16 protein-coding genes and 4 pseudogenes are annotated in these 23,645 nt (G+C 58.0%); 15 read left to right on the top strand and 5 right to left on the bottom strand.

Translation table 11 applies throughout. The features are described from left to right. Nucleotides 1-152: 152 nt before the first annotated feature. Complete coding sequence (locus JIN78_RS03190; RefSeq protein ID WP_200390486.1) at nucleotides 153-941, bottom strand: ABC transporter ATP-binding protein; 789 nt, start codon at nucleotides 939-941, stop codon at nucleotides 153-155. Between the two features lie 141 nt (nucleotides 942-1,082). Here JIN78_RS03190 and bamJ point away from each other — a divergent pair, with 141 nt between their 5' ends. From bamJ to JIN78_RS03170, 4 genes are all read left to right on the top strand, one after another. Next, nucleotides 1,083-1,775 carry a BamJ family beta-barrel-assembly machinery protein gene (gene bamJ, locus JIN78_RS03185; protein WP_377173760.1) on the top strand — a complete coding sequence of 231 codons (693 nt, stop codon included), beginning with the start codon at nucleotides 1,083-1,085 and terminating at the stop codon, nucleotides 1,773-1,775. A gap of 136 nt (nucleotides 1,776-1,911) precedes the next feature. Further along, nucleotides 1,912-2,415, top strand: a complete 504-nt coding sequence (locus JIN78_RS03180) for a phage regulatory CII family protein (RefSeq protein WP_200390484.1) — start codon at nucleotides 1,912-1,914, stop codon at nucleotides 2,413-2,415. 67 nt (nucleotides 2,416-2,482) lie between these two features. Next, nucleotides 2,483-3,076: a MarC family protein gene (locus JIN78_RS03175; RefSeq protein WP_200390483.1), complete on the top strand. Its 594-nt coding sequence runs from the start codon at nucleotides 2,483-2,485 to the stop codon at nucleotides 3,074-3,076. Nucleotides 3,077-3,089: 13 nt separating this feature from the next. Further along, nucleotides 3,090-4,019 carry a PLP-dependent cysteine synthase family protein gene (locus tag JIN78_RS03170; protein ID WP_200390482.1) on the top strand — a complete coding sequence of 310 codons (930 nt, stop codon included), beginning with the start codon at nucleotides 3,090-3,092 and terminating at the stop codon, nucleotides 4,017-4,019. Nucleotides 4,020-4,251: 232 nt separating this feature from the next. On the opposite strand, the gene JIN78_RS03165 is transcribed toward JIN78_RS03170, so the two are convergent. Next, the gene (locus tag JIN78_RS03165) at nucleotides 4,252-5,661 is read right to left on the bottom strand and encodes a DUF1501 domain-containing protein (protein WP_200390481.1); all 1,410 of its coding nucleotides are present in this window, start codon (nucleotides 5,659-5,661) and stop codon (nucleotides 4,252-4,254) included. Nucleotides 5,662-5,671: 10 nt separating this feature from the next. Next, nucleotides 5,672-8,419, bottom strand: a complete 2,748-nt coding sequence (locus JIN78_RS03160; protein WP_200390480.1) for a DUF1549 and DUF1553 domain-containing protein — start codon at nucleotides 8,417-8,419, stop codon at nucleotides 5,672-5,674. A gap of 173 nt (nucleotides 8,420-8,592) precedes the next feature. On the opposite strand from JIN78_RS03160, the gene JIN78_RS03155 reads away from it, so the two are divergent. The 6 genes and pseudogenes from JIN78_RS03155 (at nucleotide 8,593) to JIN78_RS03135 (ending at nucleotide 14,103) form a co-directional block, all read left to right on the top strand. Further along, complete coding sequence (locus tag JIN78_RS03155) at nucleotides 8,593-9,009, top strand: restriction endonuclease subunit S domain-containing protein (protein ID WP_200390479.1); 417 nt, start codon at nucleotides 8,593-8,595, stop codon at nucleotides 9,007-9,009. Beyond that, the gene (locus JIN78_RS03150) at nucleotides 9,006-11,471 is read left to right on the top strand and encodes an AAA family ATPase (RefSeq protein ID WP_200390478.1); all 2,466 of its coding nucleotides are present in this window, start codon (nucleotides 9,006-9,008) and stop codon (nucleotides 11,469-11,471) included. Before JIN78_RS03155 ends, JIN78_RS03150 begins: the two co-directional genes overlap by 4 nt. Nucleotides 11,472-11,570: 99 nt before the next feature. After that, a pseudogene (locus JIN78_RS17920) lies at nucleotides 11,571-11,846 on the top strand (AlbA family DNA-binding domain-containing protein); the annotation flags it as partial. A gap of 602 nt (nucleotides 11,847-12,448) precedes the next feature. Continuing rightward, nucleotides 12,449-12,613: pseudogene (locus JIN78_RS17915) on the top strand (ATP-binding protein); the annotation flags it as partial. 99 nt (nucleotides 12,614-12,712) lie between these two features. Further along, entirely contained in the window at nucleotides 12,713-12,973 is a 261-nt protein-coding gene (locus JIN78_RS03140) for a winged helix-turn-helix domain-containing protein (RefSeq protein ID WP_200390586.1), read from the top strand. A gap of 6 nt (nucleotides 12,974-12,979) precedes the next feature. Further along, nucleotides 12,980-14,103: pseudogene (locus JIN78_RS03135) on the top strand (virulence RhuM family protein). An 89-nt stretch (nucleotides 14,104-14,192) separates the two neighbouring features. Here JIN78_RS03135 and JIN78_RS03130 read toward each other — a convergent pair. After that, the gene (locus JIN78_RS03130; RefSeq protein ID WP_200390476.1) at nucleotides 14,193-15,455 is read right to left on the bottom strand and encodes a Glu/Leu/Phe/Val family dehydrogenase; all 1,263 of its coding nucleotides are present in this window, start codon (nucleotides 15,453-15,455) and stop codon (nucleotides 14,193-14,195) included. Nucleotides 15,456-15,608: 153 nt separating this feature from the next. Here JIN78_RS03130 and JIN78_RS17675 point away from each other — a divergent pair, with 153 nt between their 5' ends. Then, a complete protein-coding gene (locus JIN78_RS17675; RefSeq protein WP_200390475.1) occupies nucleotides 15,609-17,393 on the top strand; it encodes a transglutaminase-like domain-containing protein in 1,785 nt (594 codons plus the stop codon). Nucleotides 17,394-17,541: 148 nt separating this feature from the next. Here JIN78_RS17675 and JIN78_RS18025 read toward each other — a convergent pair. Continuing rightward, a pseudogene (locus tag JIN78_RS18025) lies at nucleotides 17,542-17,607 on the bottom strand (hypothetical protein); the annotation flags it as partial. 237 nt (nucleotides 17,608-17,844) lie between these two features. Between JIN78_RS18025 and JIN78_RS03120 the strand changes: the two are divergent. The 4 genes from JIN78_RS03120 (at nucleotide 17,845) to JIN78_RS03105 (ending at nucleotide 23,635) form a co-directional block, all read left to right on the top strand. After that, the gene (locus tag JIN78_RS03120; protein WP_200390474.1) at nucleotides 17,845-18,009 is read left to right on the top strand and encodes a hypothetical protein; all 165 of its coding nucleotides are present in this window, start codon (nucleotides 17,845-17,847) and stop codon (nucleotides 18,007-18,009) included. Nucleotides 18,010-18,697: 688 nt separating this feature from the next. Continuing rightward, on the top strand, nucleotides 18,698-19,789 hold the full coding sequence (locus JIN78_RS03115; RefSeq protein WP_200390473.1) for a ribonucleotide-diphosphate reductase subunit beta: 1,092 nt from the start codon (nucleotides 18,698-18,700) through the stop codon (nucleotides 19,787-19,789). Between the two features lie 96 nt (nucleotides 19,790-19,885). Further along, nucleotides 19,886-20,254: a four helix bundle protein gene (locus JIN78_RS03110; protein WP_200390472.1), complete on the top strand. Its 369-nt coding sequence runs from the start codon at nucleotides 19,886-19,888 to the stop codon at nucleotides 20,252-20,254. Between the two features lie 129 nt (nucleotides 20,255-20,383). After that, a complete protein-coding gene (locus JIN78_RS03105) occupies nucleotides 20,384-23,635 on the top strand; it encodes a ribonucleoside-diphosphate reductase subunit alpha (RefSeq protein WP_200390471.1) in 3,252 nt (1,083 codons plus the stop codon). Nucleotides 23,636-23,645 lie beyond the last annotated feature (10 nt).

The following is a 23,645-nucleotide window of genomic DNA, read 5'->3' as shown; positions in this document are numbered from 1 at the left end:
AGACTTCGGAAAACAAAACGACGAAAAAAGACAATATCTGAAGAAAAACGGCAAATCATCCAAGACTTCAGTCAAATCGGCGCCAAAAACATCACTTCAACTATCAGAAAAGGACAAAAGATTGCTTATTTCAGCCAAGCACTCCACACCTCTCACTCCTCGGGTCGCACCTCGCACCAGCCACGGTGCCAGTCCACGCTGAGCGGAAGGCCATAAAGCTCGCTCAACCGGGCAGAAGTGAGCTCTTCCCGGGGAGTTCCATCTGCAAAGACCCGGCCGGCCTGCAACAAGATCACCCGCTGCACTTCGGGCGGGATCTCACTGGGATGATGGGTGACCCAGACCAGAGTCTGCCCCTCCCGCAGCAGCTGCCGGAGGGTCTGCCCCAGGGTGACCGCCGCCGCGAAGTCCAGGGCGGTGGAGGGCTCGTCGAGCACGATGACCTCCGGCTGGTGCACTAGCGCACGCGCGATCAGGAAGCGCCTTTGCTCCCCGGAGGAAAGTTGGCCGAAGGGTTTCCCGGCCAGCGGCCCGACCCCCACCCGTTCGATCACTTCGCGGGTCGCCCGGCGATCGGCATCACTGAAGCGCATCTGCCGGGTGATGCCATAGGCCCCTTGCAAGGAAGAAAGCACGACATCGAAAGCCTCCTCAGCGGGATGGAACCGGTTCACCTCTTCGGGCATAACGAGCCCGATTCTTTCCCGCAGGGTATCGAGGTCCCAGAGCCGCTTGCCAAAAAGCTCGCAACGGGTCTCGGGATGATAGGCCGGCCGCAATTGTCCGGCGAGGAGCTTGAGCAAGGTGCTTTTGCCCGCACCATTGGGACCGAGGATGGCCACGCTCTCTCCCAAGGATAAAGTGAGGTCCAGCTCCCTGAGCGCGGCGGTGGAGCCTTGCCACACCGTGGCCCGCGCAATGGTCAAGAAAGGGGTTGTCATGGCCGTCATCGCAAAGGGAAAAGGGCCTCTTGACGAGCCCGGACCAAGCTTTCTTTCATCATTTTCTCCCTTCCTCACCCTTTGAGAAAAATCGAGATATTCGTTTGACCCCATCGCCAGAGAGCCTGATTGTCACCTCCGATGATGAAATCATTCCTTACCGCAGGCCTTCTGTTGGCCTCCTTTTCCCCTCTCGCTCTCGCTGAAGAAGTGAAGCTCGAAACTGATCAACAAAAAGCTTCCTACCTGATCGGACGCAACATCGGCGAAAGCATCAAAGCCGACGGCCTGGAGCTGGACCTCGACCTCCTCCACGCCGGTCTGAAGGAAGTGGCTGCGGGCACCGAGTCGAAAGTCTCTGACGAAGAAGCGCAAGCCGTGATGATGAAATTCCAGCAGGAAATGCAAGCCAAGGCTATGGCCAAGCAGGAAGCGGCCGCAGCCGAAAACATCGAGGCCGGCGAAAAATTCCTCAGCGAAAACAAAAAGCGCGAGGAAGTGACCGAGACCGAATCCGGCCTGCAATATGAAGTCCTGACCGCTGGCGAGGGCAAAAAGCCTGCCGCCTCCGACACGGTTTCCGTTCATTACCATGGCACTCTCCTCGATGGCACCGTCTTCGACAGCTCCGTGGAACGCGGCCAACCTGCCGAATTCCCCGTGGGAGGCGTGATTCAAGGCTGGGTGGAAGCCCTGCAACTGATGCCCGTGGGCTCCAAGTGGAAACTCTACATCCCTTCCGACCTCGCCTACGGCAATCGCGGCTCCGGCCCGAATATCGGCCCTGGCGAGACCCTCGTCTTCGAAGTCGAGCTTCTCGACATCAAAGGCTAAGCGGGACTTCCCCGGCAATTCCCCTTCTTTAGCAACAGCCAACTCCTCGCCAGGAGTTGGCTGTTTTGTCATCTCCCCCCCTCATTTGGGACAGTTCCTTCTTTTCCGCTCTGACAAATGTCGGTAGACCTTTGTTATGGAATCTCACGAAGTCTTGAAAAAGGCCTTTGAAAAAACCTCTCCCAAAGCCGTGGCCTCCGAGCTGGGAGTCTCCCTTTCCCTCGTCTACAAGTGGGCCCAAGAACAATCAGCCACCGGCTCGGGCTCCCGCAATCCCCTCGACCGCATCCTGGAAATCATCCGGCTGACTGGCGATATCCGCATCGTGGAGTGGCTCTGCGCACGCGCGGGCGGCTACTACGTGCGCAATCCGGATTCCGCTTGCGAGAAGGGCTTCGAATACCTCCCGGCCACCAACGAGATTGTTGCCCAGTTCTCTGTTCTCCTCTCCCGCATCTCCCAAGCCGCCCTCGACAACTCCATCGACAGCGACGAATCCGCCGATATCCGCGAACACTGGGACAAATTGAAATGCTACGCAGAGGGCTTTGTGCGCTGCTGTGAAGAAGGCGACTTTGAGAAAGTCCTCAAAGCCAACGAGCAATCGCCGGTCACCGAGCCTCGCAAAACGCTCTACTAGCCAAAAAAATCGCGTAAAAAGCAAAATCCCGGCTCGCTTCCTGCTCGGAAATCGAGTCTATTAACTCGTGGATTTTGCAAAAACGCTTCTCACTCTCCTCCTGGTCATCGACCCCTTGAGCAACAGTCCCATCTTCGTCGCGGCCCTCAAAAACGTGCCCCCGGAACGTCGGCGGACCGTTATTCTACGGGAATGCCTCATTGCCCTCCTCATTTTTGCCATCGTTTTTCTCGGAGGACGAGCCTTCATGGCCACTCTCGAGATAAGCCCGGAAGCCCTCCGCATCGCTGGGGGGGTGATGCTTTTCATCATCTCACTGCGGATGATTTTTCCGGGAAAGAACGATGAAAGCCTCGTGCTTCCGGGCGAGAGCGAGCCCTTCATCGTGCCCCTCGCCGCTCCCCTCTTGGCCGGCCCTTCCGCGATTGCGATGATCATGATCATCAGCAGCCAATACCCCGATCAACGCGCCAGTGTGTGGGGAGCCATCATGGTGGTCTGGCTTATCACCACCGTCATTCTCTGCAGCGCACCCCTGCTGGTCCGCCTCCTGAAAAAGCGCGGCGTCACTGCCATGGAGCGCCTCATGGGCATGCTCCTCATCACCGTCGCGGTGCAGATGTTCCTCGACGGCCTCCACCTCCCCCACAGCGATTTCTAATCACCAAAGACACATGACCACCCTCGCTCCACCACACCGCCCCGTCCTGGACCTCATCGGCAATACCCCCCTCCTGCGCCTCCGCTTCGAACCCGAAGGCTTGGAAATTCTGGCCAAAGCCGAGTTTCTCAACCCCAGCGGCAGCGTCAAAGATCGCCTCGCCCGCTGCCTCATTCTCGACGCCGAGGCCCGGGGCGAGCTGACCCCCGATTCCCTGATTCTGGAATGCACCAGTGGCAACACCGGCATCTCCCTCGCCATGATCGGAGCAGCTTGTGGCTATCGCGTAAAAATCCTGATGAGCGATAGTGCCAGCGTGGAACGGCGCAATCTCATTCGCCAACTGGGTGCCGAACTGGAGCTCTTTGCCTGCCAGGGAAGCTATCAAGCCGGTATCGACCTCGCGGAGGACGTCGCAGCCCGGGATGCACGCATCTTTTTACCCCGGCAATTTGCCAATCCCCTCAATGCCCGCGATCACTACGAAACCACCGCCCGCGAGATCATCGCCCAGACCTCCCGGCCCGTGCAGGCCTTCGTCAGCGGTTACGGCACCGGGGGCACCATCGCGGGCACCGGGCAGGCCCTCAAAGAGAAATGGCCCGATCTCGAAGTGGTCTGCATGGAACCCGGAGGCGATGCCCTCCCCGGCGAATTCCCCTGCTGTCACCGCATCGAAGGCGTCTCCGTCAACTTCCAGCCCCGCCTCCTCGCCTCCGCCCCCATCGACCGCAAGGTCGCCATCAGTGGCCAAGAAGCGATGGCCACCACCCGCCGCCTCCATCGCGACTTTGGGCTCCTCGTCGGCACCTCCTCCGGAGCCAATATCGCCGCCGCCCTCCGCGTAGCGCGCGAGCTGGGCCCCACCTCGCAAGTGGTCACCATCCTCTGCGACCGGGCCGAACGCTACTTCAGCACCTCCCTCTTCCAGCCCCAATCGTAGCGGCGAGCTTCCAGCTTGCCGAATGTGATCCCAAGCTTCCAGCTTGCCCAAACACACCGTCCCCCTCGCGCCCTCTTCAAATCGTAGCGGCGAGCTTCCAGCTTGCCGAAAGTGACCCCAAGCTTCCAGCTTGCCCAAACACACCGTCCCCCTCGTTCCCTCTTCAAATCGTAGCGGCGAGCTTCCAGCTTGCCGAATGTGACCCCAAGCTACCAGCTTGCCCCAACCACTCTTACGCCACAATCTCATGGATCACCTCTCCATGCACATCGGTCAGGCGAAAATCCCTCCCCGAATACCGGTAAGTCAACTTCTCATGGTCAAAGCCGAGAAGATGAAGAATCGTGGCGTGGAGATCATGCACATGCACCGGCTTTTCTACCGCCGCAAAACCAAACTCGTCGGTCGCGCCATGGACGTGCCCACCCTTGACGCCACCCCCAGCCATCCAGACCGTAAAGCCATAGTGATTGTGGTCCCGCCCCTTCATCACCCCCTTATTGGACCCCGCCTTGGGTAGCTCCACCACCGGCGTGCGCCCAAACTCCCCGCCCCACAGCACCAGAGTCTCCTCCAGCAAGCCCCTCATCTTCAGATCGGAAAGAAAGGCCCCAATCGCCCGATCGCATTGCCCCGCCAAACGACGGTGATCCTCGATGTCATCATGACTATCCCACGGTTGCCCCGGCCCATGCCACAGCTGGACAAACCGCACCCCACGCTCCAACAGCCGACGGGCCATCAGACATTGCCGGGCAAAGGAGCCCTCTCCATACATCGCACGCACCTCCTCCGGCTCCCGGCCAACGTCGAAGGCATCAGTGGCTTCGCTCTGCATGCGATAAGCCAGCTCAAAATTCCGGATACGCGCCTCCAGTTGAGGATCGTGAGCGTGCTGGGACTGGTGATGCTCATTCAATTGCCGGAGAAAAGCCAACTGCCTCGCCTGCCGCTGCTCCCCAATTCGCCCATTGCGCAAGTTCGCAATCATGCGATCCACCTCCTGAATGGAAGAATCCAGATAAGTGCCCTGATGACTCCCCGGAAGAAATGACGATCGCCAGTTCTCTGCCCGCTTGATGGGCATCCCCCCCGGACAAAGCGACACATAGGCCGGCAAGTTTTCATTCTCGCTTCCCAAGCCATAACTCACCCACGACCCCATGGAAGGACGCGAGAGACGGGCATCCCCACAGTTCATCAACATCAGCGAGGGCTCGTGATTGGGCACATCCGCCTGCATGGAGCGAATCACACAAAGGTCATCGGCATGACGGGCGGTGTGCGAAAAAAGCTCGCTCACCTCCAAGCCGCATTGCCCATATTTCTGGAAAGAAAAAGGACTCCGCAAGGCCGCCCCCGTCGGGCGCTCGGTCTTCCGCCCTTGCAAGGGGATCGCCTTGCCATGCTGGCTCTGCAAAGCAGGCTTGGGATCAAAGGTGTCCACCTGGGATGGCCCCCCATTCATGAACAAATGCACCACCCGCTTGGCCTTGGGCGCAAAGTGGGTCACCTCCTCACTGGCCATCGCCTGGTCGAGCAGCCCCCCCAGAGCCATCGCCCCAAATCCCATTCCACAACGATTGAGAAAGTCGCGCCGGTCAAGCAAGAGGTCACGGGAGCTCAGAGAATGATGATTCATAACCAGGAATTTAGTAGATATAGTGAAATTCGTTGGAGGCCCAGAGCATCTGAATCAAGTCAGCCAGCGGAGAACCCACCTCCTCCAGCGGCGGCACCTCCTCACTTTGCGGAAAGCTGCCCCCGAGAGTCGCGAAAGACGCCCATTCCTCCCCCTCCCGCTGCCGTCCCTCAACCGCAAAATCCCAACTGGTATGCCCCGAGTTCTGGCCCTCGGGAGCCAGGAGGAGAAAGGAAATCGCCTCCCCGCTTTTCACCGGGACCGCTTCATGCTGAAAACTCCGCTTAGCCCCTGGAGGAAGATCGCCCCCGGCCAGGTGGCGCCCGTCATTTCCCCGGATTTCCCACGCCAGGGTATCTCCGGTTGCCGAGCTGCGGCGAAGATTCCCCCGCAGCCGAATCTCCCCCGCAGCGGTCGCCCGAAAGCGCAGAATGAGAGCATAATCGCGCAAGGGATGACCGCTCTGCGCCCCCGCATGCAACCACCGCAACGGAGCCTTCGACAGCCCCGGTCCCGTCTTCCAGACTCCGTCGGCAAACAAGGGGAACGACTTTTCCTCCCCCAGCTCCCCTTCCTTCATTGGCGCATAGCGCACCTCCCAATAACCACTCAGGGGCGGCAAATAGTGCTCTTCCTCCGCCGACTGCAACCACTCAACCGCCCTTCGCCTTTCTCCCGCACTCGGGGACCGTTGGAAAATCCGCTCGTATATCCAGTCCACTTGCGCCCCCGCCTCCGCCAGCGCCGCGAGCTCTGGAGCCGCCGCCAGATGCCGGGCCGCCGCCATCACCCCCTCTCCGTTGAGAAGATAAAGGGACTGCTGAGGCACAATCGTTTCCACCCGCCTCGCCGCATGTAAATCAGGGTGCGGCAAATCAAAGGCCACAAAGTCGGAATCGAGCTGATAGCGGTCCACAAACGCATACAAAGTGCGCCGGGTAGCCATCCCCTCCTCCCCCAAGCGGGCGGCCGGACCTCCCCGCTGGGCCAGATTCAACCTCCCCGCTGTCACCAACATCCGATCCCGCATAACCTCAAAGTCGAGCCGTTGCGGCTGCCAACGCCAATAGAACCGATTCCCCTCATCGCGCTCCCGGTTCCGCGCAGAACTCATTGCCGACAACCGGAAAGCGCGAGAGGAGAGAAGATGGCGGTGCAAAGCCTTGCTCGAATACCCCTGCTCTTGAAAGTAAAGAGCCAGATAGTCGAGCAAAGGCAAAAGCGGAGGCTCGGGCACCTCATAACCATAGTCACTGGGCTCGGTCAATGCCTGGCCAAAGTGCCAGTTCCACACCCGGTTCACATACACCCTAGCAGTCAGCGGATTGCCCACTTCCGTTATCTTTTCCGCCAGCGAAAGACGAGGACTCTTCCCCTCCCCAAACTTTTCTCCCCCCAAGAAAGACAACCAATGACGCTCGAAGGCCTCACTGCGATTATTGGGGTCACCACGCAAATAAACTTGGGCCGGAAGCCAGTCCTTGCGATCCCGCACCACCATCGCACGCGGCGGCGAGCCCGCATGCTCCATCTGCAGGGCCGCCCGCTCACTGCGGAAACGCGCGTTCTCCTGATTATCCTTGGTGTCATAGAATTGACGCACCTTCTGCTCATCGTAGGACAAGGGACAGGACGACTCCCCGCGCAATCGCGCCAAGTCCCCCTCCTCGGCCTCCGCCCATTCCCTGGCCAAGGCCAGCGCTGCCTCCGCTCGCTCTGCCGGCTTCGCCATCGCCTCCTGCCAAGCCTGCAACCGAGCCACTCCCGCGCCCTGATCGCGCAGGAAATCTCGCCAGCGAATCACCGCCTTGGGCCGATACCGACCCCGCTTGAAAGCCTCCCCGGTCGCCTTCCCTTCATCCCAATCCTCCTGCCCGGCCTGCCAGGCAAGCTCCAGATACACCGCCAGGGACTCCGGCTCACGCAACTGCGCCACAAACTCTCGCCGGTAATTCAGATCATTCTCATCAATCGCCGCCATCTGCTGCTGAAAGTCCTCAAAGGCGGCCTGGTCATCAGGTTGACCAATGACGGGCTTCTCCTCAGGCTCCCGCAGGTTCTCAAAGATGGAAAAGAGCGAATAATAATCCTCCGTCGTGATGGGATCGAACTTGTGCTCATGGCAACGCGCACAGGAAACCGTCGTGCCTAGAAAGCCCCGCGTGACCACATCCACCCGATCATCAATGGTCTCCACCCGCCCCGCCCGCTGCCCCACGGTCAGAAAACCCAACGCAGCCAGATTGGGGTCCTCCTCCTTCTCCGTCAAGTGGTCCCCCGCTATCTGCCAATGAACAAACTCATCAAAAGGCAAATCCTCATTAAAGGCCTGCACCAGCCAATCGCGATAAGTGTAAGCAAAAGGATAGCGATTATCGCGGTCAAAATTATACCCCTGCGTATCCGCATAACGAGCCACATCCATCCAATTGCGCGCCCAGCGCTCGCCATAAGCCGGAGAATCCAAAAGCTCCTCCACCAATTGGAGATACCCTTCCTCGCTTGGCTCTGCGGCCAATTTTCGCAGTTGCGCCGCCGACGGCGGCAGTCCCGTCAAAGTATAAGCCGCCCGCTCCAGCCACTCCCGGGGAGTCGCTAACTCATTCACCGCCAGCCCTTCTTCCTTCCGTGCGATCGCCAGCAACTCATCAATGGGATGCCCCTCGCCCTGCAAGACCGGGGCCTGCGGAGGCTCATAGGCCCAGTGGCCTTGCCCCCACAAAGGCAGACAGAACAAAAGGAGAACCAGGACAATCATAACGAGCAAGAGACAGAACGTCGCTTCCCCCGCCCACATTTCAAGAAGCCACCCCAGGAGGAAGAAGAAACCTCCCCTCCTCAAGCCCTCAAATAAATCTCCCTTCCCCCTTCCCTCTCTCGCTCAACTCTTGTTAACCTCTGGCAACCACTCGCCTACCCCCCACTCCGTCCATGCCCTCCCTCAACAAATCCACCCCCAAGCACATCGCCAAACCCGAAGCCGCCGCATTTCAAGAAATCAAAGTGCTCGGCTGGATTCCTGGGCGGATGGGAAACAAGCGGCTATCATCAGAATACATTCGACAGTGGACTGAATCAAAAATGGACGACATTAAACGAGCAGCAGGCAGAAGCACATTTGCAGAAAACAGCAAAAAGGCCTTCCGACCTTTCGAGATTGTCGCTCTGAGCCAATCTGTTGCAGCTGCTTACACGGAGACAACTGGAGCGATCTACGACAAGATCTTAGATGGCGTGTCGGTGTCACAATCCCTCACAAAACTCCGCGACACCATCCTCCCAAAACTCATCTCCGGCGAGCTTGGCATCTTCGACAGCAAACAACTTACCAAGGAGACATTGACATGATTAAGAAGTTTCGGCGAATCACTAACCTCGGAGTTTTCGGAGCCTTCCAATGGGATCAGGAAGTAGTAAACGCCAACGGACAACCCCAATGCTTCCAGCATATCAATGTAATCTACGGCAGAAACTACTCTGGTAAGACGACACTCTCTCGCCTCCTAAGGGCGCTTGAAACCCAGTTCCTTTCAGAGAAGTTTGAGGGCCGGGAATTCGAAATTGTCTTTGATGATGGCTCGGTAACAACTCACGAAAACTTCAATGCTTACGTCGGAAAAATTCGCGTTTTTAACGAAGACTTTGTTCGAGACAACCTCCGCTTCATTAATAACCCAGACGAAGCGGTCGAGCCATTTGCGCTGATCGGTGACGACAATGTCGCCATCCAAGAGCAAATCGAAGCAATTGAAGCAGAGATTGGATCGAACGAGGAAGGCCAAGAGACAGGCCTCTTCGCGAAGTTGAAATTGAAACGTGCAGCCAAAACACAAGCTACCAATTCCCACCAGACCGCGCAGAACACTCTGGAGTCGCAACTGCGAACGAAGGCCACGGCTGGAAATGAGAGCATTAAATACAATTCAGACAAGTTCGGCGACCAGAACTACACAATATCAAAACTTCGAAATGAAATAGACCAGGTTCTCAAAGAGGAATTCGATCCGATTTCAGATGAGAAGATTGCTTCCAACGAAGAACTTCTAAAGGAGGAGGTAAACGATGATGTCGCTGCACTGGAATACCCGTCATTGTCATGGGATCAACTCGTGACAGAGACCGAAGAACTTGTCACAAAAGCAGTAGCCCAATCAGATAAGATCGAAGAGCTGGCAGCTAAAGCCGTCTTGAATCGATGGGTAAAAGAAGGACGGGATCACCATCGATCAAAACGCAAGACCTGTGCATTCTGCGGAAACGAGATTCAAGAATCACGTTGGGAGCAGTTAGATAAACACTTTGATGAAGAGTCCGAAAAGCTCGAAGAAGCGATTGATCAGCTCCTTGAGTCCATCGCAAATGAAAAGGTCAAGTTGGAAGGAGTTTTTGAGATTGATGAGAAGACCTTCTACTCGAAGTTCAGAAGTCGCCTGACCGAAATCAAAGAGGCACACCAAGAAGCTGTCGCCAAATACTCGGACTCGCTAGAAGAACTAGCCAAGCAGCTACAAGCGAGAAAGGACGACATAATCCACTCGAAGGATTTCCAAGGTCAGGATGACCACTGCGATCTGATTCGCGCAGCCCTCAGCGACTATGAGACTCTTCGAAAGGAAGCCAATGAATACAGCAGCTCTCTAGGAGAGGATCAGGCAACTGCCCGCACAGAGCTTCGCTTAAAGACCGTTCATGAGTTCGCTGTCAACGTCAACTACAGCGATCAGAAAGCCGAGATTGATCGGCTCGCCACGCTCCAGCAGGAGGCCTCAGACGCGGCGTCTGGTGTTGAGCAGACTATCTCGCAGAAAAAGCAGGAGATCGAAGTGAAGCGTCGTGAGATGAACGACGAAGAGAAGGGTGCAATAAAGGTAAATGAATACCTCAACGACCACTTTGGCCACAGCTTCTTGACTCTCGAGGCTCAAGAGAATCAAGAGGATGAGCTTGGCGAAATAAGTGTGCGCTTTGTGGTAATGCGAGATGGCGAAAAAGCACACCATCTAAGCGAAGGAGAAATAAGCCTTCTAGCATTCTGCTACTTCATGGCCAAGCTGGATGATGTTGAGACCCGTGGAACCAATCCAATTATCTGGATCGATGATCCGATCTCCAGCCTCGATTCAAATCACATATTTTTTATCTTCAGTCTGATTCAGACAGAAATTGTTCTTGAGAACCGATTCGAACAGCTCTTCGTGTCGACCCACAATCTCGACTTCCTCAAGTATCTAAAAAGGCTTCGAGGATCATTTGTAAACCACCATCAAAACAAACAGCCATATGAATGTCGTTTTTTTGTGGTGGAGCGTCATCTGAGAGTGTCGAAAATTATCGTAATGCCTGAATACCTTCGGGAATACGTGACCGAATTTAACTATCTCTTTCACCAAATATACCTCTGCTCAAAGATTGAGAGTGTGACCGACGATAACTACTCGATCATTTACAACTTTGGAAACAACGCTCGGAAGTTTTTGGAGATCTTTCTCTACTACAAATACCCCCATGGATCGAGAGATCGAAGCGGAGAGATTCATCTGGAGAGCATGAGGAAGTTCTTCGAGGGGCACAGCATTCCGACAATTCTTACGACACGAGTTAGCAACGAATACTCTCACCTAGCTGGATCATTTGAGCGCGGATCAACGCCTGTTGATGCGAGTGAGATACAGGAGGTGGCTCGGTTAATGGTTGAACGGTTAAGACAAGATCGTGATCAATATGATGCATTTTTGGCGAGTATCGGCGAGCAGCCTGAGAGTGAGGCAAACGAGCAAGAAACCGAAGCAGCAGGAAGTGCCACCTCATGAAGTTCACCGAAGCCCAACCCTGCGCGCTACGCACGAATGCTGAATGCTGAGTTATGAGTAGCGAAAAGAAAGACATCACGGCATCAACAGATCATTAAAATGAACCCACACTCCAAAGAATCCCAAAACACCGAATGGAAGGAGTCATGGCATGACGACTACCTGAAGTGGATTTGTGGCTTTGCCAATGCGGAGGGTGGTCGGATTTTCATCGGCAAGGATGATGCGGGTAAGGTGGTCGGGCTGCCCAAGGCGGAGAAAATGCTGGAAGACTTGCCCAACAAGATCCGTGACAAGCTGGGGCTGATGCCGAAGGTCGACCTGCAGGAGGAGAATGGCAAAGCCTACCTCGAAATCACGGTGGCCCCCTCTTCGGTTCCGATCTCGCTGCGCGGGGTGTATTACTGGCGTTCCGGTAGCGTCAAACAGGAGCTGAGAGGTGCCGCACTCAATGACTTTCTGCTCAAGAAAATGGGGCTGACCTGGGATCGAGTCATTGAACCTCAGGCGACACCAGAGGACATCGATCCTGCAGCCATGGACCGCTTCAAGCGCGACGCGGCCAAGGCGGGCCGTCTGCCAGACTTATCCGATTTATCTGATCAGAAGATCCTGAAAAAACTGCGTCTCACCACCCGCGAAGGCCTCACCCGAGCCGCGCTGGTGCTTTTTGGCAAGGACCCGGGCGAGTTCTACCCCAACCTCTTTGTCAAAATCGGCCGCTTTGGCGACAGCGAAGCAGACCTCAGGTTTCAGGAAGTCAGCGAGGGCAACCTCGTATCCATGTTTCCCGACATTCTCGAGCAATTGGAGCGAAAGTTCCTCACCAAGCCGGTGCGGTTTGAAGGCATCCACCGCATCGAAGAACTGGAATACCCGGTCGAGGCTCTGCGGGAAATGCTGCTCAATGCCCTCGTCCACCGCAACTACCTTGGCAGCATGACCCAGATGAAGGCCTACGACGACCCTCTCACATTATGGAACGATGGAACGCCGGGAGCCTGCCCGAAGAACTCAGCATCGAGCAGCTCTTCCAAGCCCACGAATCCATCCCCCGCAATCCCCTCTTCGCCGAGGCCTGCTACAAAGCAGGCTACGTCGATTCCTGGGGGCGGGGCGTCGAAAAGATCAGTGAAGCCTGTAAAGCCGCAGGACTCGCGGAGCCGGTATTCCAAGAACGCTCCGGCGGTGTTTTGGTAGAGCTTTTCCGAATGCCGGAGAAAAGTTCGGAAAAGAGTTCAGTGAAAACGCCGGTGAAAACGCCGGTGAAAACGCCGGTGAAAACGCCCGATGCTGTGATCGAGATTCTTAGAAAAGATTCAACTCTCACCCTCCAAGAGGTCGCTATTTTGATCGACAAGTCACTGAGCGCAGTGGAACGAGCGGCAAGAAAGCTACGTGAAGAGGGAAAGCTTAAATACAAAGGTCCACAGAAGGGCGGTTACTGGGAGGTCCTCGACTCAGGAAATTCACCGAAGCCCGAGAGCCCAAACGATGAATGATCCCTTATGAATGAAGAATCCCCAGACACGCCCAGCGGCGAGTTCCTGCTCTACACCACCGAGGACGGGAAAGCGGGGGTCGAGTGCCGTTTCGAGAACGAGACGATCTGGCTTTCACAAGCCTTGATGGGCGAGCTCTACGATCGCTCGAAAAAGACCATCAGCGAGCATCTGAAAAACCTTTTCGAGGAAGGCGAATTGGGGGCCGATTCAGTTGTCCGGAATTTCCGGACAACTGCCGCCGACGGCAAAGCCTACGATGTCCAGCATTACAATCTGGAAGCCATCCTCGCCGTCGGCTTTCGGGTCAAATCGCCCCGTGGCACTCAGTTCCGCCGCTGGGCAAATACTCGCCTGCAGGAATACCTCGTCAAGGGGTTCGCCATGGATGACGAGCGGCTCAAGAATCCGGACATTTCCGGGACCTCCGCCGTTCCAGACTACTTCGACGAGCTCCTCGCCCGCATCCAGGACATCCGGGCCAGCGAGCGACGCATGTATCTGCGCGTGCGCGAGATCTTCGCTCTCGCTGCGGACTACGAGCCCTCCCGCAAGGAATCGGTGAGGTTTTTCCAGATCATCCAGAACAAGCTACACTTCGCCGCGACGGGCCACACTGCGGCCGAACTCATCGCCGAGCGCGCGGATGCCTCGCAACCGAACATGGGGCTGACGGTCTGGAAGGGCGAGATCGTCCGCAAAACGGATGTCACCGTGGCGAAGAACTACCTGCACGAAGACGAAAAACACCGAAGGCTTGTAGGTGTTTTGGACGGAAGGCGCTTTGCGCCTGGAGCCCGTAGGGTGAGAAGCCGTGAGGGGCTTCGAATCAAATCGACGAGCTGAACCGCATCGTCGTGATGTGGCTGGACTTCGCCTTTAATCAGGCCAAACGGCGCAAACAGATTTTCCTCCGGGATTGGCAGACGAAGCTCGATGAATTCCTCCGGTTCAACGAGCGGGACGTGCTCGACCACGCGGGCAAAGTCACCAAGCAAGAAGCCGACGAGTCCGCGAAATCACAATACGATGGCTTCGCCAAGCGCCGCCGCATCGCCAGGGAGGAACGCGAAGCGTCTGAATCAATCAAAGCCCTGGAAGCTCTCAGCAAGGAGGAAAAGCCGGAATGAAATTCACCCAGGTCCTCACTCGCACCCACCATCGGCGAGCGTTCCGAGACTGAAAATGCCCCCCCCATGCCGCAGTGAGTTGGTCTCCCTCACGGATACAGGCCACGGGTCTTTTTCACGTCGGCCACTTCTTTGATTCCCAGGGCAAGGGCGGCGACGCGGTGACCACATTTGCGGGCCTCGGCAAAGGAGACGAGACGATCAAAGGTGGTCGCCATCTGGGTCTCAAGCTTGGAGATGACCTCGCGCTCGGTCCACGAGAAGCGCTGCAGGTTCTGCACCCACTCGAAGTAGCTCACCGTCACGCCACCGGCATTGCACATGACATCGGGGATGAGAAAGATATCGCCACGCTCTTCGATGACGGTATCCGCTGCGGTGGTGGTGGGGCCATTCGCGCCCTCCGCCAGGACGCGGCATTGGAGCTCGGCGGCCATTTTCTCGTCAATGGCCCGCTCCAGGGCACAGGGGGCGAGGACGTCGACTTTCTGAACCATCATTTCCCAAGGATCGATGGGCTCCGATTCGGGGAAGTCGACCACGGTGCCATTCTCGGCGGCATACTTCCGCAGGCGACAGATATCGAGTCCCTCATCATTCCAAATCGCGCCTGAGGCATCGGAAACCCCCTTCACCTTCACCCCATCAAAGAGCAGGGTCTCGGCGGCATAGCTGCCGACGTTGCCAAAGCCCTGCACCACGGCCGACGCGCCTTCGCAGTCGATGCCCAGTCGGGAGAGGGCGCGAGTGGCGGTAAAGGCGACGCCGTGACCGGTGGCTTGGGTGCGCCCGGCCGAGCCCTGGAGCTCGAGGGGCTTGCCCGTCACGACCCCGGGGGTGAAGTGCCCGGCCTGGGTGGAAGCGGTATCGACAATCCAGGCCATGGTTTGGGCATTGGTGCCGACATCAGGCGCGGGGATATCAATATCTTCTCCAATGAAAGGCAACATTTCCTGGGCAAAGCGGCGGGTGAGGCGCTCTTGTTCCCCCAGCGACATCTGGTGCGGATCGCAGGCGATGCCGCCCTTGGCTCCCCCGAAGGGCAAGCGCATGAGGGCGCACTTCCAGTTCATCCACATCGCCAGGGCGGCGACTTCGCCAAGCTCGACATCGGGGTGGTAGCGGATGCCGCCCTTCACCGGTCCCCGCGAGAGGTGGTGCTGCACGCGATGGCCAAAGAAGACCTCGGTGCGCCCATCGTCCATCTTGACCGGCATGGAGAAGGACAGGAGGCGCTTGGGCCACTTGCAACGCTCGGCCACGGCCTCGTCCAGCTCCAAAAATTCCGCTGTTCGATCGAATTGGCGGGCGGCCTGACCAAAGGTGCTGTTCGCGAGCAAAATCTCTTTCATTCCCCCCACTCTAGGACCAAAAGGACGGTGGGGTAAAAGAAATTGTGAGACAACTCCCCGGCGAGGGAGAGCGACTACGGGCCCCGGGGCCAAGGTCGCCCCCGGAGGACTCCCTGCCTTGCCACCACTCTCTCTTTCTGCTATTTCCAGACCGTGAAAAGAACGCTCGTTTTCCTCGCCAGCCTCTGCGCGCTGGGCAGCTCGCCCCTCCCCGCCGCCACTCTGCCCCCGCTGGTGGAACAGGAAATCCTGGGCGAACAATTGCTCTCCTATCGCTACGACCTCCTGCGGGAGAGCCTGCGACAGGATGCCGACTCTCTGGTGGAAAATCTATCGGCCCGCGCGCTCTCTGCCGCCCTGGAGGAGGATGAAGTGCGCACTCGTCTCCTTCTGCTCAGCATTCTCAACAAGCTCCCGGCCGAAGCGATCAGTGACCGCGACTGGACGGCGGAGAATCGCGGCTTCCTCGGCTGGCTCTTCCTCTCCCCCGATCGTCTCGGCATGTTGCTCAACGAATTGCGCCCGGAGGACGATGCCCTCGCCGTGCTCACCAACTGGGCCGAACTCTGGCGCCGCGAAGAAAACCTCACTTACCGCGAGCAATACGCCCCGCTCGCCCTTGCCCTGGCCCTCATCTACGACCAGCCCGGGAGTGTCCGCACCAGCAGCGACCACACCTACCAATCACTCGACCGCGACGAGCGCTACCGCTACTTCGTCAAGGCCTCCGAAGGCAACGATCTCGATACCTCCTGCGCCCGCATGACTCCCCGGGAGCTCGTCCGCGTGGTGGACCTCAAGATTTCCCGTTTCGAAATCGACTGGTCCCTAAAGAAGATGCGGGAATCCCGCAAAAACTGGGGCTCCACCTACGGCGAGGTGGAATACCTGATGGAGCGCGCGGTCAACGGCGAGAATCCCTACGACTACTACATCCTACCCGAGATTCTCGAAAAAGGGGGCATTTGCCACGACCAAGCCAACTTTGCCAGTGAGTCCGGGAAAGCCCGCGGCATCCCCGCAGTCTATGTCCACGGCACCGGCAACCGGGGAGCCCACGCTTGGGTGGAATACATGCCCGATGACGAGAGCTGGCAATCCTACGGCAGCCAGGGAATCGTCAACGGCTTTGTCTACGACACCCAGCGAGGCAAGAGCGTCTCCTCCCGGCTCATCTGGCTGGAGAGCAGCGAGGACTACCGGGCGGAGAAACGGGTGCCCATCCTCCTGATGCTGGAGCTGGCCCGCAGCGCCCGCGAGCAAGGCAAGTGGGAGAGCGCACAAACCCTCTTGCAGGAAGCACGCCGCATGGCCTCTCTCGTCGTCGACATCTGGCTGGAAGAAGTGGAGCTGACCAAGGCCCGGGAAGGACAGGCTGAGGACTGGAAAAACCTCCTCGCCGACATGGAGCGCAACTACGACGAGCACTCCAACATTCTGGAAGACATTGCCTCCATCCGTAAGGAACACCTCCTCCCCACCCTCGATGAGAACGAGATGATCAAGGCCCTCGAAAGCGAGATTCGCAGCGTGGCTCGCAAGAATGGCAGCGAGGGAGACCTTGTCTCCGATGCCGTGGCCTCGCTGGCAGAAATCCTCGTCGCCAATGAGTCCGGCGAGGCCCTGCGCAAACTCTACGCCAGCTCTTTCCGCCGTTACGGGGAGGACTTGGAGCTCTTTGAAAAGCTGATGAAGAGCTACCAGAGCTACGGACGCCGCCTTCCCCTCGTCGCGCCGGAAATCCCCGCCGACCTTGAAAAATATTACAAGCGGATGGCCGAGACCAGCTCCAAGGAATACTTCCGCGGCGAGATGGAGCTGAAGCTCTACCAACAAGTCGGCAATGCCTACCGCCAGGCCGGCAATGAAGAAGAAGCGGACTCCATCGCCAAGAAAATCGAACGCCGCCGCAGCCGTCTCGAGCGCAGCGCCCTCTGAATGACCACCGCCCGCCCAATCCCTTTAGCCTCCCGCCTCAGGCTCATCCTCGCGCTGGGCCTGGTGGCCTGCGGTTGTTTTGAATTCGCGCTCAGCCCCACCCCTTCAATCACTCTTTGGCCGTTCCTTCATTCCGCGTCTCATCCCTTCATTCTAATGATTCTGGCGGGACTTGTCCGTCCCCTTCGGCCTCACCCATACCCAGAAACCTCCCGTGAACAAATCATCCCAGCCAAAGCCGAGCTGAAAGACCTTTGCTGGTGGAGGAGGGTCCCGCCTCTTCTCTTCTCCATTGCCGTAGTGGCCCTGCTCATTACTAGGGAAGGCTCGGACTCTCCAGCCACAATCCACACAACCAAGCTCGTCACAGCCCTCGCATTCCTCTCTTTTTACTCCTGCCTTTTCTACCGCGACTACCTGAGGCTTCTTCGCGATTGACGTTTCGCACCGCATGATTGACCTCTGCGCCGGAACCTGTCAGCGTGCCCTCATGCTCAAGCTCCTCGTCGCCGCCGTCGCCGCCAGCCTCCTCCTCTCTTCCTGTGCGCTCCTCAGCAATGCCCTCAAGGTCCCTGGCCGCACCGTGCAGTCCGTAGGCCGCACCTTCGGCTTCTGATTCCTCCCGTTCCTCACTCCTCTCTTTCCCACCCGGTCCTCGCACCGGGTTTTTTTGCGCCTTGCGCAAGCGAAATCAGCGAACAAAATTTTTCCCCTTTTCCCTCATCTTTCAGCAAAAATGCCCTTTCTCTCCCCCGCGCTTGTGTCATACTGACTCATTCACTACTCACCAGAACAAAAAAACCAACACAAAACGAATCCCTGTATTTCCGGGCATTGCAGAATTTCGCCCAAAAAGTCAAGTTCCTTTGGCCAGCACCCGAATTCATAATTTTATCCTGACAATCAATGACAGGCGTGATTTTTCTAAGAAGAACAAGTCACCGCCCAAGAACTTTTTAGAAAAACAGCGCAAGCAAGTGGAGCCGCGCGTTCCACGCAACTTTTCCCGCCCCTAGCCCCCGGGGTCGATTCTGTTAGAAAAGGCCCGCAAACCCTCACCGAGTCAATCATTGCGCCCCTTTGCACGAAATGCGACAAATGCGGCAGAACCGTAAAACCACCACATGTAGTATGTGAATAATTTGTGGACTACTAGATAAGCAAAATCGCGTTGACCCTCAATCCCCTTTTCCGCTAGTCTGACGGTGCTTCTGCGAAGGCGACCCAAGTCACCCAACCCCTTCCCCAAGCAAGAAAGAAATCCCCCACCCCGTTCCCCCCCAATTCCTCACACAGCTAGAAAAATGTCCGCTCACACCACTACCTACACCGTTGGCAACCGCTCCTTCGTTCTCGACCGCGACAAAGCCGAAGCCGCCATTGCCGCCAAAGCTGTCATCAATGGTCGTGACACCATGTTCTTCAACATCCTCCCCCTGAAATACCAGTGGGCCTACGACCTCTACAAAACGATGAAGAGCAATCACTGGGAGCCGGAGGACATCCAGATGCAGACCGACATCCAGCAGTGGCGGGGCAGCGAAATCACCGACGAGGAGCGCTGGATTATCAAGATGGGCATCGGCTATTTCTCCGCCGCCGAAGGCATCGTGGGCGACAACATCCTCCACGTCGTGCGCGAGCTGGTCACCGCCCCGGAGCTCAAGCTCGTGCTCGGCCGCCACGCCCATGAGGAAAACATTCACGCCGACAGCCTCGTCTACATGATCTCCTCCCTCGGCATCAATCCCCACGAATGCGAAGCGATGTTCGAGGACGTGCCCACTATCAAGGCCAAGAACTCTTTCGTCGTCAGCAACTCCCGCTCCTTGCGCCGCGATGTCGACCTCACCGTGCTGGAAAACAAGCAAGCCCTCGCCAAGAACATTTTCCTGTTCGGCCAGGTGATGGAGGGCACCCAGTTCTACGGCCTCTTCGGCATGATCCTCAGCCTCTATCGCCAGAACAAATTCCCCGGCATCGGCCAGATGTTCCGCTACACCCTGCGCGACGAGTCCAACCACATCGAGGTCTTCCGCAATCTCCTCAACACCCTCATCACCGAGAACCCCGACATTTGGACCGCCGAATTCCAGGCCGACCTCCGCAACACCATGGCCGAGGGCATCCGCCTCGAGAAAGAATTCATCCGCGACTGCCTCCCCGTCTCCGCCGTCGGACTCAGCGCCGAGGAGTTCGAGCAATACATCGACTACATCGCCGATCGCCGCCTCCTCAACTGCCGCCTCGAGCCCCTCAAGCCCGGCACCGAAAACCCCTTCCCCTGGCTCTCTGAGTCCATGGACCTCAAGAAAGAGCAAAACTTCTTCGAGGGCAAAGTGACCGAATACCAAAAGTCCAGCTCCCTCCTGGCCGCAGATGATGATGAGCTTTAAGAGTTTGCGAGTGTGGCAGTTTTTCAGTTTGTCAGGGATTTGCGCTGGCACTGACTGCCGAACGACAGCCTGAAAAAGAGCGAAAGAAAGAACACCATGCCCCTGAAGACCTTTGAGAACTTGGAAATCTGGAAACGTGGTTGCCGGCTTGCCGTCGACACCTATCTGGCAACCGAGGGCTCGCAGGACTTCCGCCTCAACGGGCAGATGCAAGCGGCAGCGGTCTCCATCTCCTCAAACATCGCCGAAGGAGCCGAACGTGACAGCGACAAGGACTTTGCCCGTTTTCTGCGTTATGCCAAAGGCTCCTGCGCCGAACTCCGCACCCAACTCTTCATTGCCCAACGCGTTCGCAAAGAACTGGGCAGACCCGAGCTTCTCAATGCGACCCACCTCATCCAAGAGACCCGCGAACTCGCCTCCATGATTCAAAGCCTCATCAACACCCTCCAATCCCGCCCCTAAAAAACCCCACCCACACAACTCCACCCACACAGCCCTCGTCCCCTCAAAGCCCTGACAAACTGAAACACTGACAAACTCGCAAACTTTCCCGCCTCCCAACCATCAACAACCCCCACCACGCCAAAAACAATGTATCGCTCCATCACCCTCGAAGAAGACATCGCCCTCAAGGAAGTCATCTCCAACCGCTTCCAAAACACCAACAGCGACTTCCGCAGCTACAGCTGGCGCGAAACGCTGCCCTCTTCGGAGCGAACGCCGGTCCCGCAGATCACCGTCACCAAGGGCAACGCCGAAGAGCACTTTTCCCTCGCCGATGTCGCCGATGCCATTGGGGAATCCCTCACCGACCTCCTCATCGCCCGCCGCACCCCCGAGGACAGCATTTTTAACGAAGAAAACCGCACCTTCGTCTCGGCCGTCGCCAATAGCGTATCCAAGAGCCTGATGGCGCAGGTGCAAAAGGGCAATTCCCTCAAGCTCTCCCAAAACGACCTCTACCTCCTCATTGAGAAAGCCCTCATCGAGAACGACGCCCACGACGTGGCCAAGTCCCTCGTCTTCAAGCGCAATATGGAAAACAACGGACAAATCGACCTCGAAGGCGAGCCCCAGACCATGCCCGTGCGCCTGATCCGCCGCAGCGGCAACGTCGTGCCCTGGTCGGAGAGCAAGATCGAGTCCGCCGTGCGCAACGCCTTTCTTTCCTCCAAGGAAGACCCCACCCCCGCCGGGAGCGTGGCGCGAGCCGTCACCCAGATTGCCCGCCAAGGTGACCAGGCCTTCGTCCACATCGAGGACGTGCAGGACATGGTGCAGAACGAGCTCATGCGCCAGGGCTACTACAAGGTGGCCGAGAGCTACATCCTCTACCGCGCCGAGCGCTCCCGCCTGCGCGAACTGCAGGGAGCCCCCGAGGAGGACCCCAACCAGGGATCCTTCGTCACCGTGGTGCGCGATGGCAGCGCGGAATTCTGGGACGGTCTGGAGCTGAAAAAGCGCATCCAGTTCGCCTGCATCGGCCTCAATCTCACCCTCAGCGAAGACGACCTCGAGCGCGAACTGCGCCGCTCCATCGGAGCCGAAATCACCGCCGAGAACCTCCAGAAAACCATCGTGCTCAATGCCCGCGCCCTCATCGAGCGCGACGCCGACATGGCCAAATTCGCCGGTCGCGTCCTCCTCACCTACATCTATGAAGAGGTGCTCGACTGGTCCATCATGCGCGACGGCATCGAAGGCCTCAAGGAAGCACACCAGACCGCCTTCAAGGCCTACCTCAAGCACGGGGTCAAAATCAAACGCCTCAGCCCCGACCTCATCGACGGCCGCTACGATCTCAAGAAACTCGCCGAAGCCCTCGACCCCTCCGCCGACCTCGACTTCGACTACCTCGGCATTCAGACCCTCTACGATCGCTACCTCATCGTCGACAAAACCGGCGAAAAGCCCCGCCGCATGGAGACACCCCAGTTCTTCTGGATGCGCGTCGCGATGGGCCTCTTCAAAGAAGAAAAAAGCGAGCGCGAAGACTGGGTGACCCGCCTTTACCAGCTCTACAAAGGCCGCCGCTTCTGCTCCAGCACTCCCACCCTCTTCAACTCCGGCACCCTCCACAGCCAGCTCTCCAGCTGCTACCTCTACAAAGTCGACGACAGCATCGAGTCCATCATGCAGCGCGGCATCGCCGACAATGCCTACCTCTCCAAGTGGGCCGGCGGACTGGGCGGCTCCTGGACCGCCGTGCGCGGAACGGGCGGCTACATCCAGGGCACCAATGGCGAGTCCCAGGGCGTCATCCCCTTCCTCAAACTCCATAACGACCAACTCATTGCCGTCAACCAAGGCGGCAAACGCCGCGGCTCCGGCTGCGCCTACCTTGAGACCTGGCACAACGACATCGAGGACTTCCTCGAGCTGCGCAAAAACACCGGGGACGACCGCCGCCGCACCCACGACATGAACACCGCGAACTGGATTCCGGACCTCTTCATGAAGCGTATGGAAGCCCGCCAGGACTGGACCCTCTTCCGCGCCAACGAAACCCCCGACCTCCACGACCTCTACGGCCGCGCCTTCGAACTCCGTTACAAGGACTACGAAAAACAAGCCGCCGAAGGCAAAATCTGGAGCCGCCAAATCCCCGCCATCGAGCTTTGGAAAAAAATGCTCTCCATGGTCTTCGAGACCGGCCACCCCTGGATCACCTTCAAGGACCCCTGCAACGTGCGCAGCCCCCAGGACCACGCCGGCGTCATCCACAGCTCCAACCTTTGCACCGAGATCACCCTCAACACCAGCGAGGAAGAAACCGCCGTCTGCAACCTCGGCTCCGTCGTGCTCGATAGCCACCTCACCGACGATGGCGCCCTCGACCACGAGATGCTGCGCGAGACCATCACCGTGGCCATCCGCGCCCTCGACAACGTCATCGACATCAACTTCTACCCCACCCAAGCGGCCGCCACCGCCAACAGCCGCCACCGCCCCATCGGACTCGGCGTCATGGGCTTGCAGAATGCCCTCTACAAAAAAGGCTACTCCTTCGCCAGCGAGCAAGCGGTGGAATTCAATGACGAGTTCATGGAAGCCATCTCCTACTACGCCTACGGAGCCTCCAGCGACCTCGCCGGCGAGCGCGGCACCTACCAGAGCTATCAGGGCAGCAAATGGGATCGCGGCCTCCTCCCCCAGGACACCCTCGACCTCCTGCAAGAAGAACGCGGCCAACACCTCGACGTCCCCCGCGGTGGCAAAATGGACTGGCAGCCCGTGCGCGAGAAGATCGCCCGCCACGGCATGCGCAACTCCAACGTCCTCGCCATCGCCCCCACCGCCACCATCAGCAACATCATGGGCACCACCCCCTGCATCGAGCCCAACTACAAGAACCTCTTCGTCAAGAGCAACCTCAGCGGCGACTTCATCGTCCTCAATCGCGAGCTCGTCAACGACCTCAAGGCCGAAGGACTCTGGAATCAGGACATGCTCGACCAATTGAAATACTTCGACGGCGAGCTCACCGACATTGAAGGCATCCCCGAGCGGCTCAAGCAGAAGCACCTCACCGTCTTCGGCATCAGCTATAACTACCTCATTGACGCCGCCGCCCGCCGACAGAAGTGGATTGACCAGAGCCAGAGCGTCAACCTCTTCCTCGCCGCGCCCGAGATGAAGACCCTCAGTCACATGTATCGCCGCGCCTGGACCACCGGCATGAAAACCACCTACTACCTCCGCACCCTCGGAGCCAGCGGCATCGAAAAGAGCACCGGCTCCGCCCAAAAGGCCCCCGCCGCCCGCTCCTACACGGCCGCCGAACAAGCCGCCTGCTCCATCGAAGCCCAGCGGAATGGGGAGGAATGTGAGGCTTGTCAGTGAATCTACCGTC

Source organism: Roseibacillus ishigakijimensis, from assembly GCF_016595415.1.
Taxonomy (GTDB): domain Bacteria; phylum Verrucomicrobiota; class Verrucomicrobiia; order Verrucomicrobiales; family Akkermansiaceae; genus Roseibacillus; species Roseibacillus ishigakijimensis.
This window is presented reverse-complemented; position numbering and strand designations above follow the sequence as displayed.

Bases quoted from the DNA above. Each gene is read 5' to 3' on its own strand.
- JIN78_RS03115 (WP_200390473.1), top strand. From the start codon at position 18,698: ATGTCCGCTCACACCACTACCTACACCGTTGGCAACCGCTCCTTCGTT.
- JIN78_RS03170 (WP_200390482.1), top strand. From the start codon at position 3,090: ATGACCACCCTCGCTCCACCACACCGCCCCGTCCTGGACCTCATCGGC.
- JIN78_RS03165 (WP_200390481.1), bottom strand. From the start codon at position 5,661: ATGAATCATCATTCTCTGAGCTCCCGTGACCTCTTGCTTGACCGGCGC.
- JIN78_RS03190 (WP_200390486.1), bottom strand. From the start codon at position 941: ATGACAACCCCTTTCTTGACCATTGCGCGGGCCACGGTGTGGCAAGGC.
- JIN78_RS03180 (WP_200390484.1), top strand. From the start codon at position 1,912: ATGGAATCTCACGAAGTCTTGAAAAAGGCCTTTGAAAAAACCTCTCCC.
- JIN78_RS03105 (WP_200390471.1), top strand. From the start codon at position 20,384: ATGTATCGCTCCATCACCCTCGAAGAAGACATCGCCCTCAAGGAAGTC.
- JIN78_RS03110 (WP_200390472.1), top strand. From the start codon at position 19,886: ATGCCCCTGAAGACCTTTGAGAACTTGGAAATCTGGAAACGTGGTTGC.
- bamJ (WP_377173760.1), top strand. From the start codon at position 1,083: ATGATGAAATCATTCCTTACCGCAGGCCTTCTGTTGGCCTCCTTTTCC.
- JIN78_RS03120 (WP_200390474.1), top strand. From the start codon at position 17,845: ATGATTGACCTCTGCGCCGGAACCTGTCAGCGTGCCCTCATGCTCAAG.
- JIN78_RS03150 (WP_200390478.1), top strand. From the start codon at position 9,006: ATGATTAAGAAGTTTCGGCGAATCACTAACCTCGGAGTTTTCGGAGCC.
- JIN78_RS03160 (WP_200390480.1), bottom strand. From the start codon at position 8,419: ATGATTGTCCTGGTTCTCCTTTTGTTCTGTCTGCCTTTGTGGGGGCAA.
- JIN78_RS03130 (WP_200390476.1), bottom strand. From the start codon at position 15,455: ATGAAAGAGATTTTGCTCGCGAACAGCACCTTTGGTCAGGCCGCCCGC.
- JIN78_RS03155 (WP_200390479.1), top strand. From the start codon at position 8,593: ATGCCCTCCCTCAACAAATCCACCCCCAAGCACATCGCCAAACCCGAA.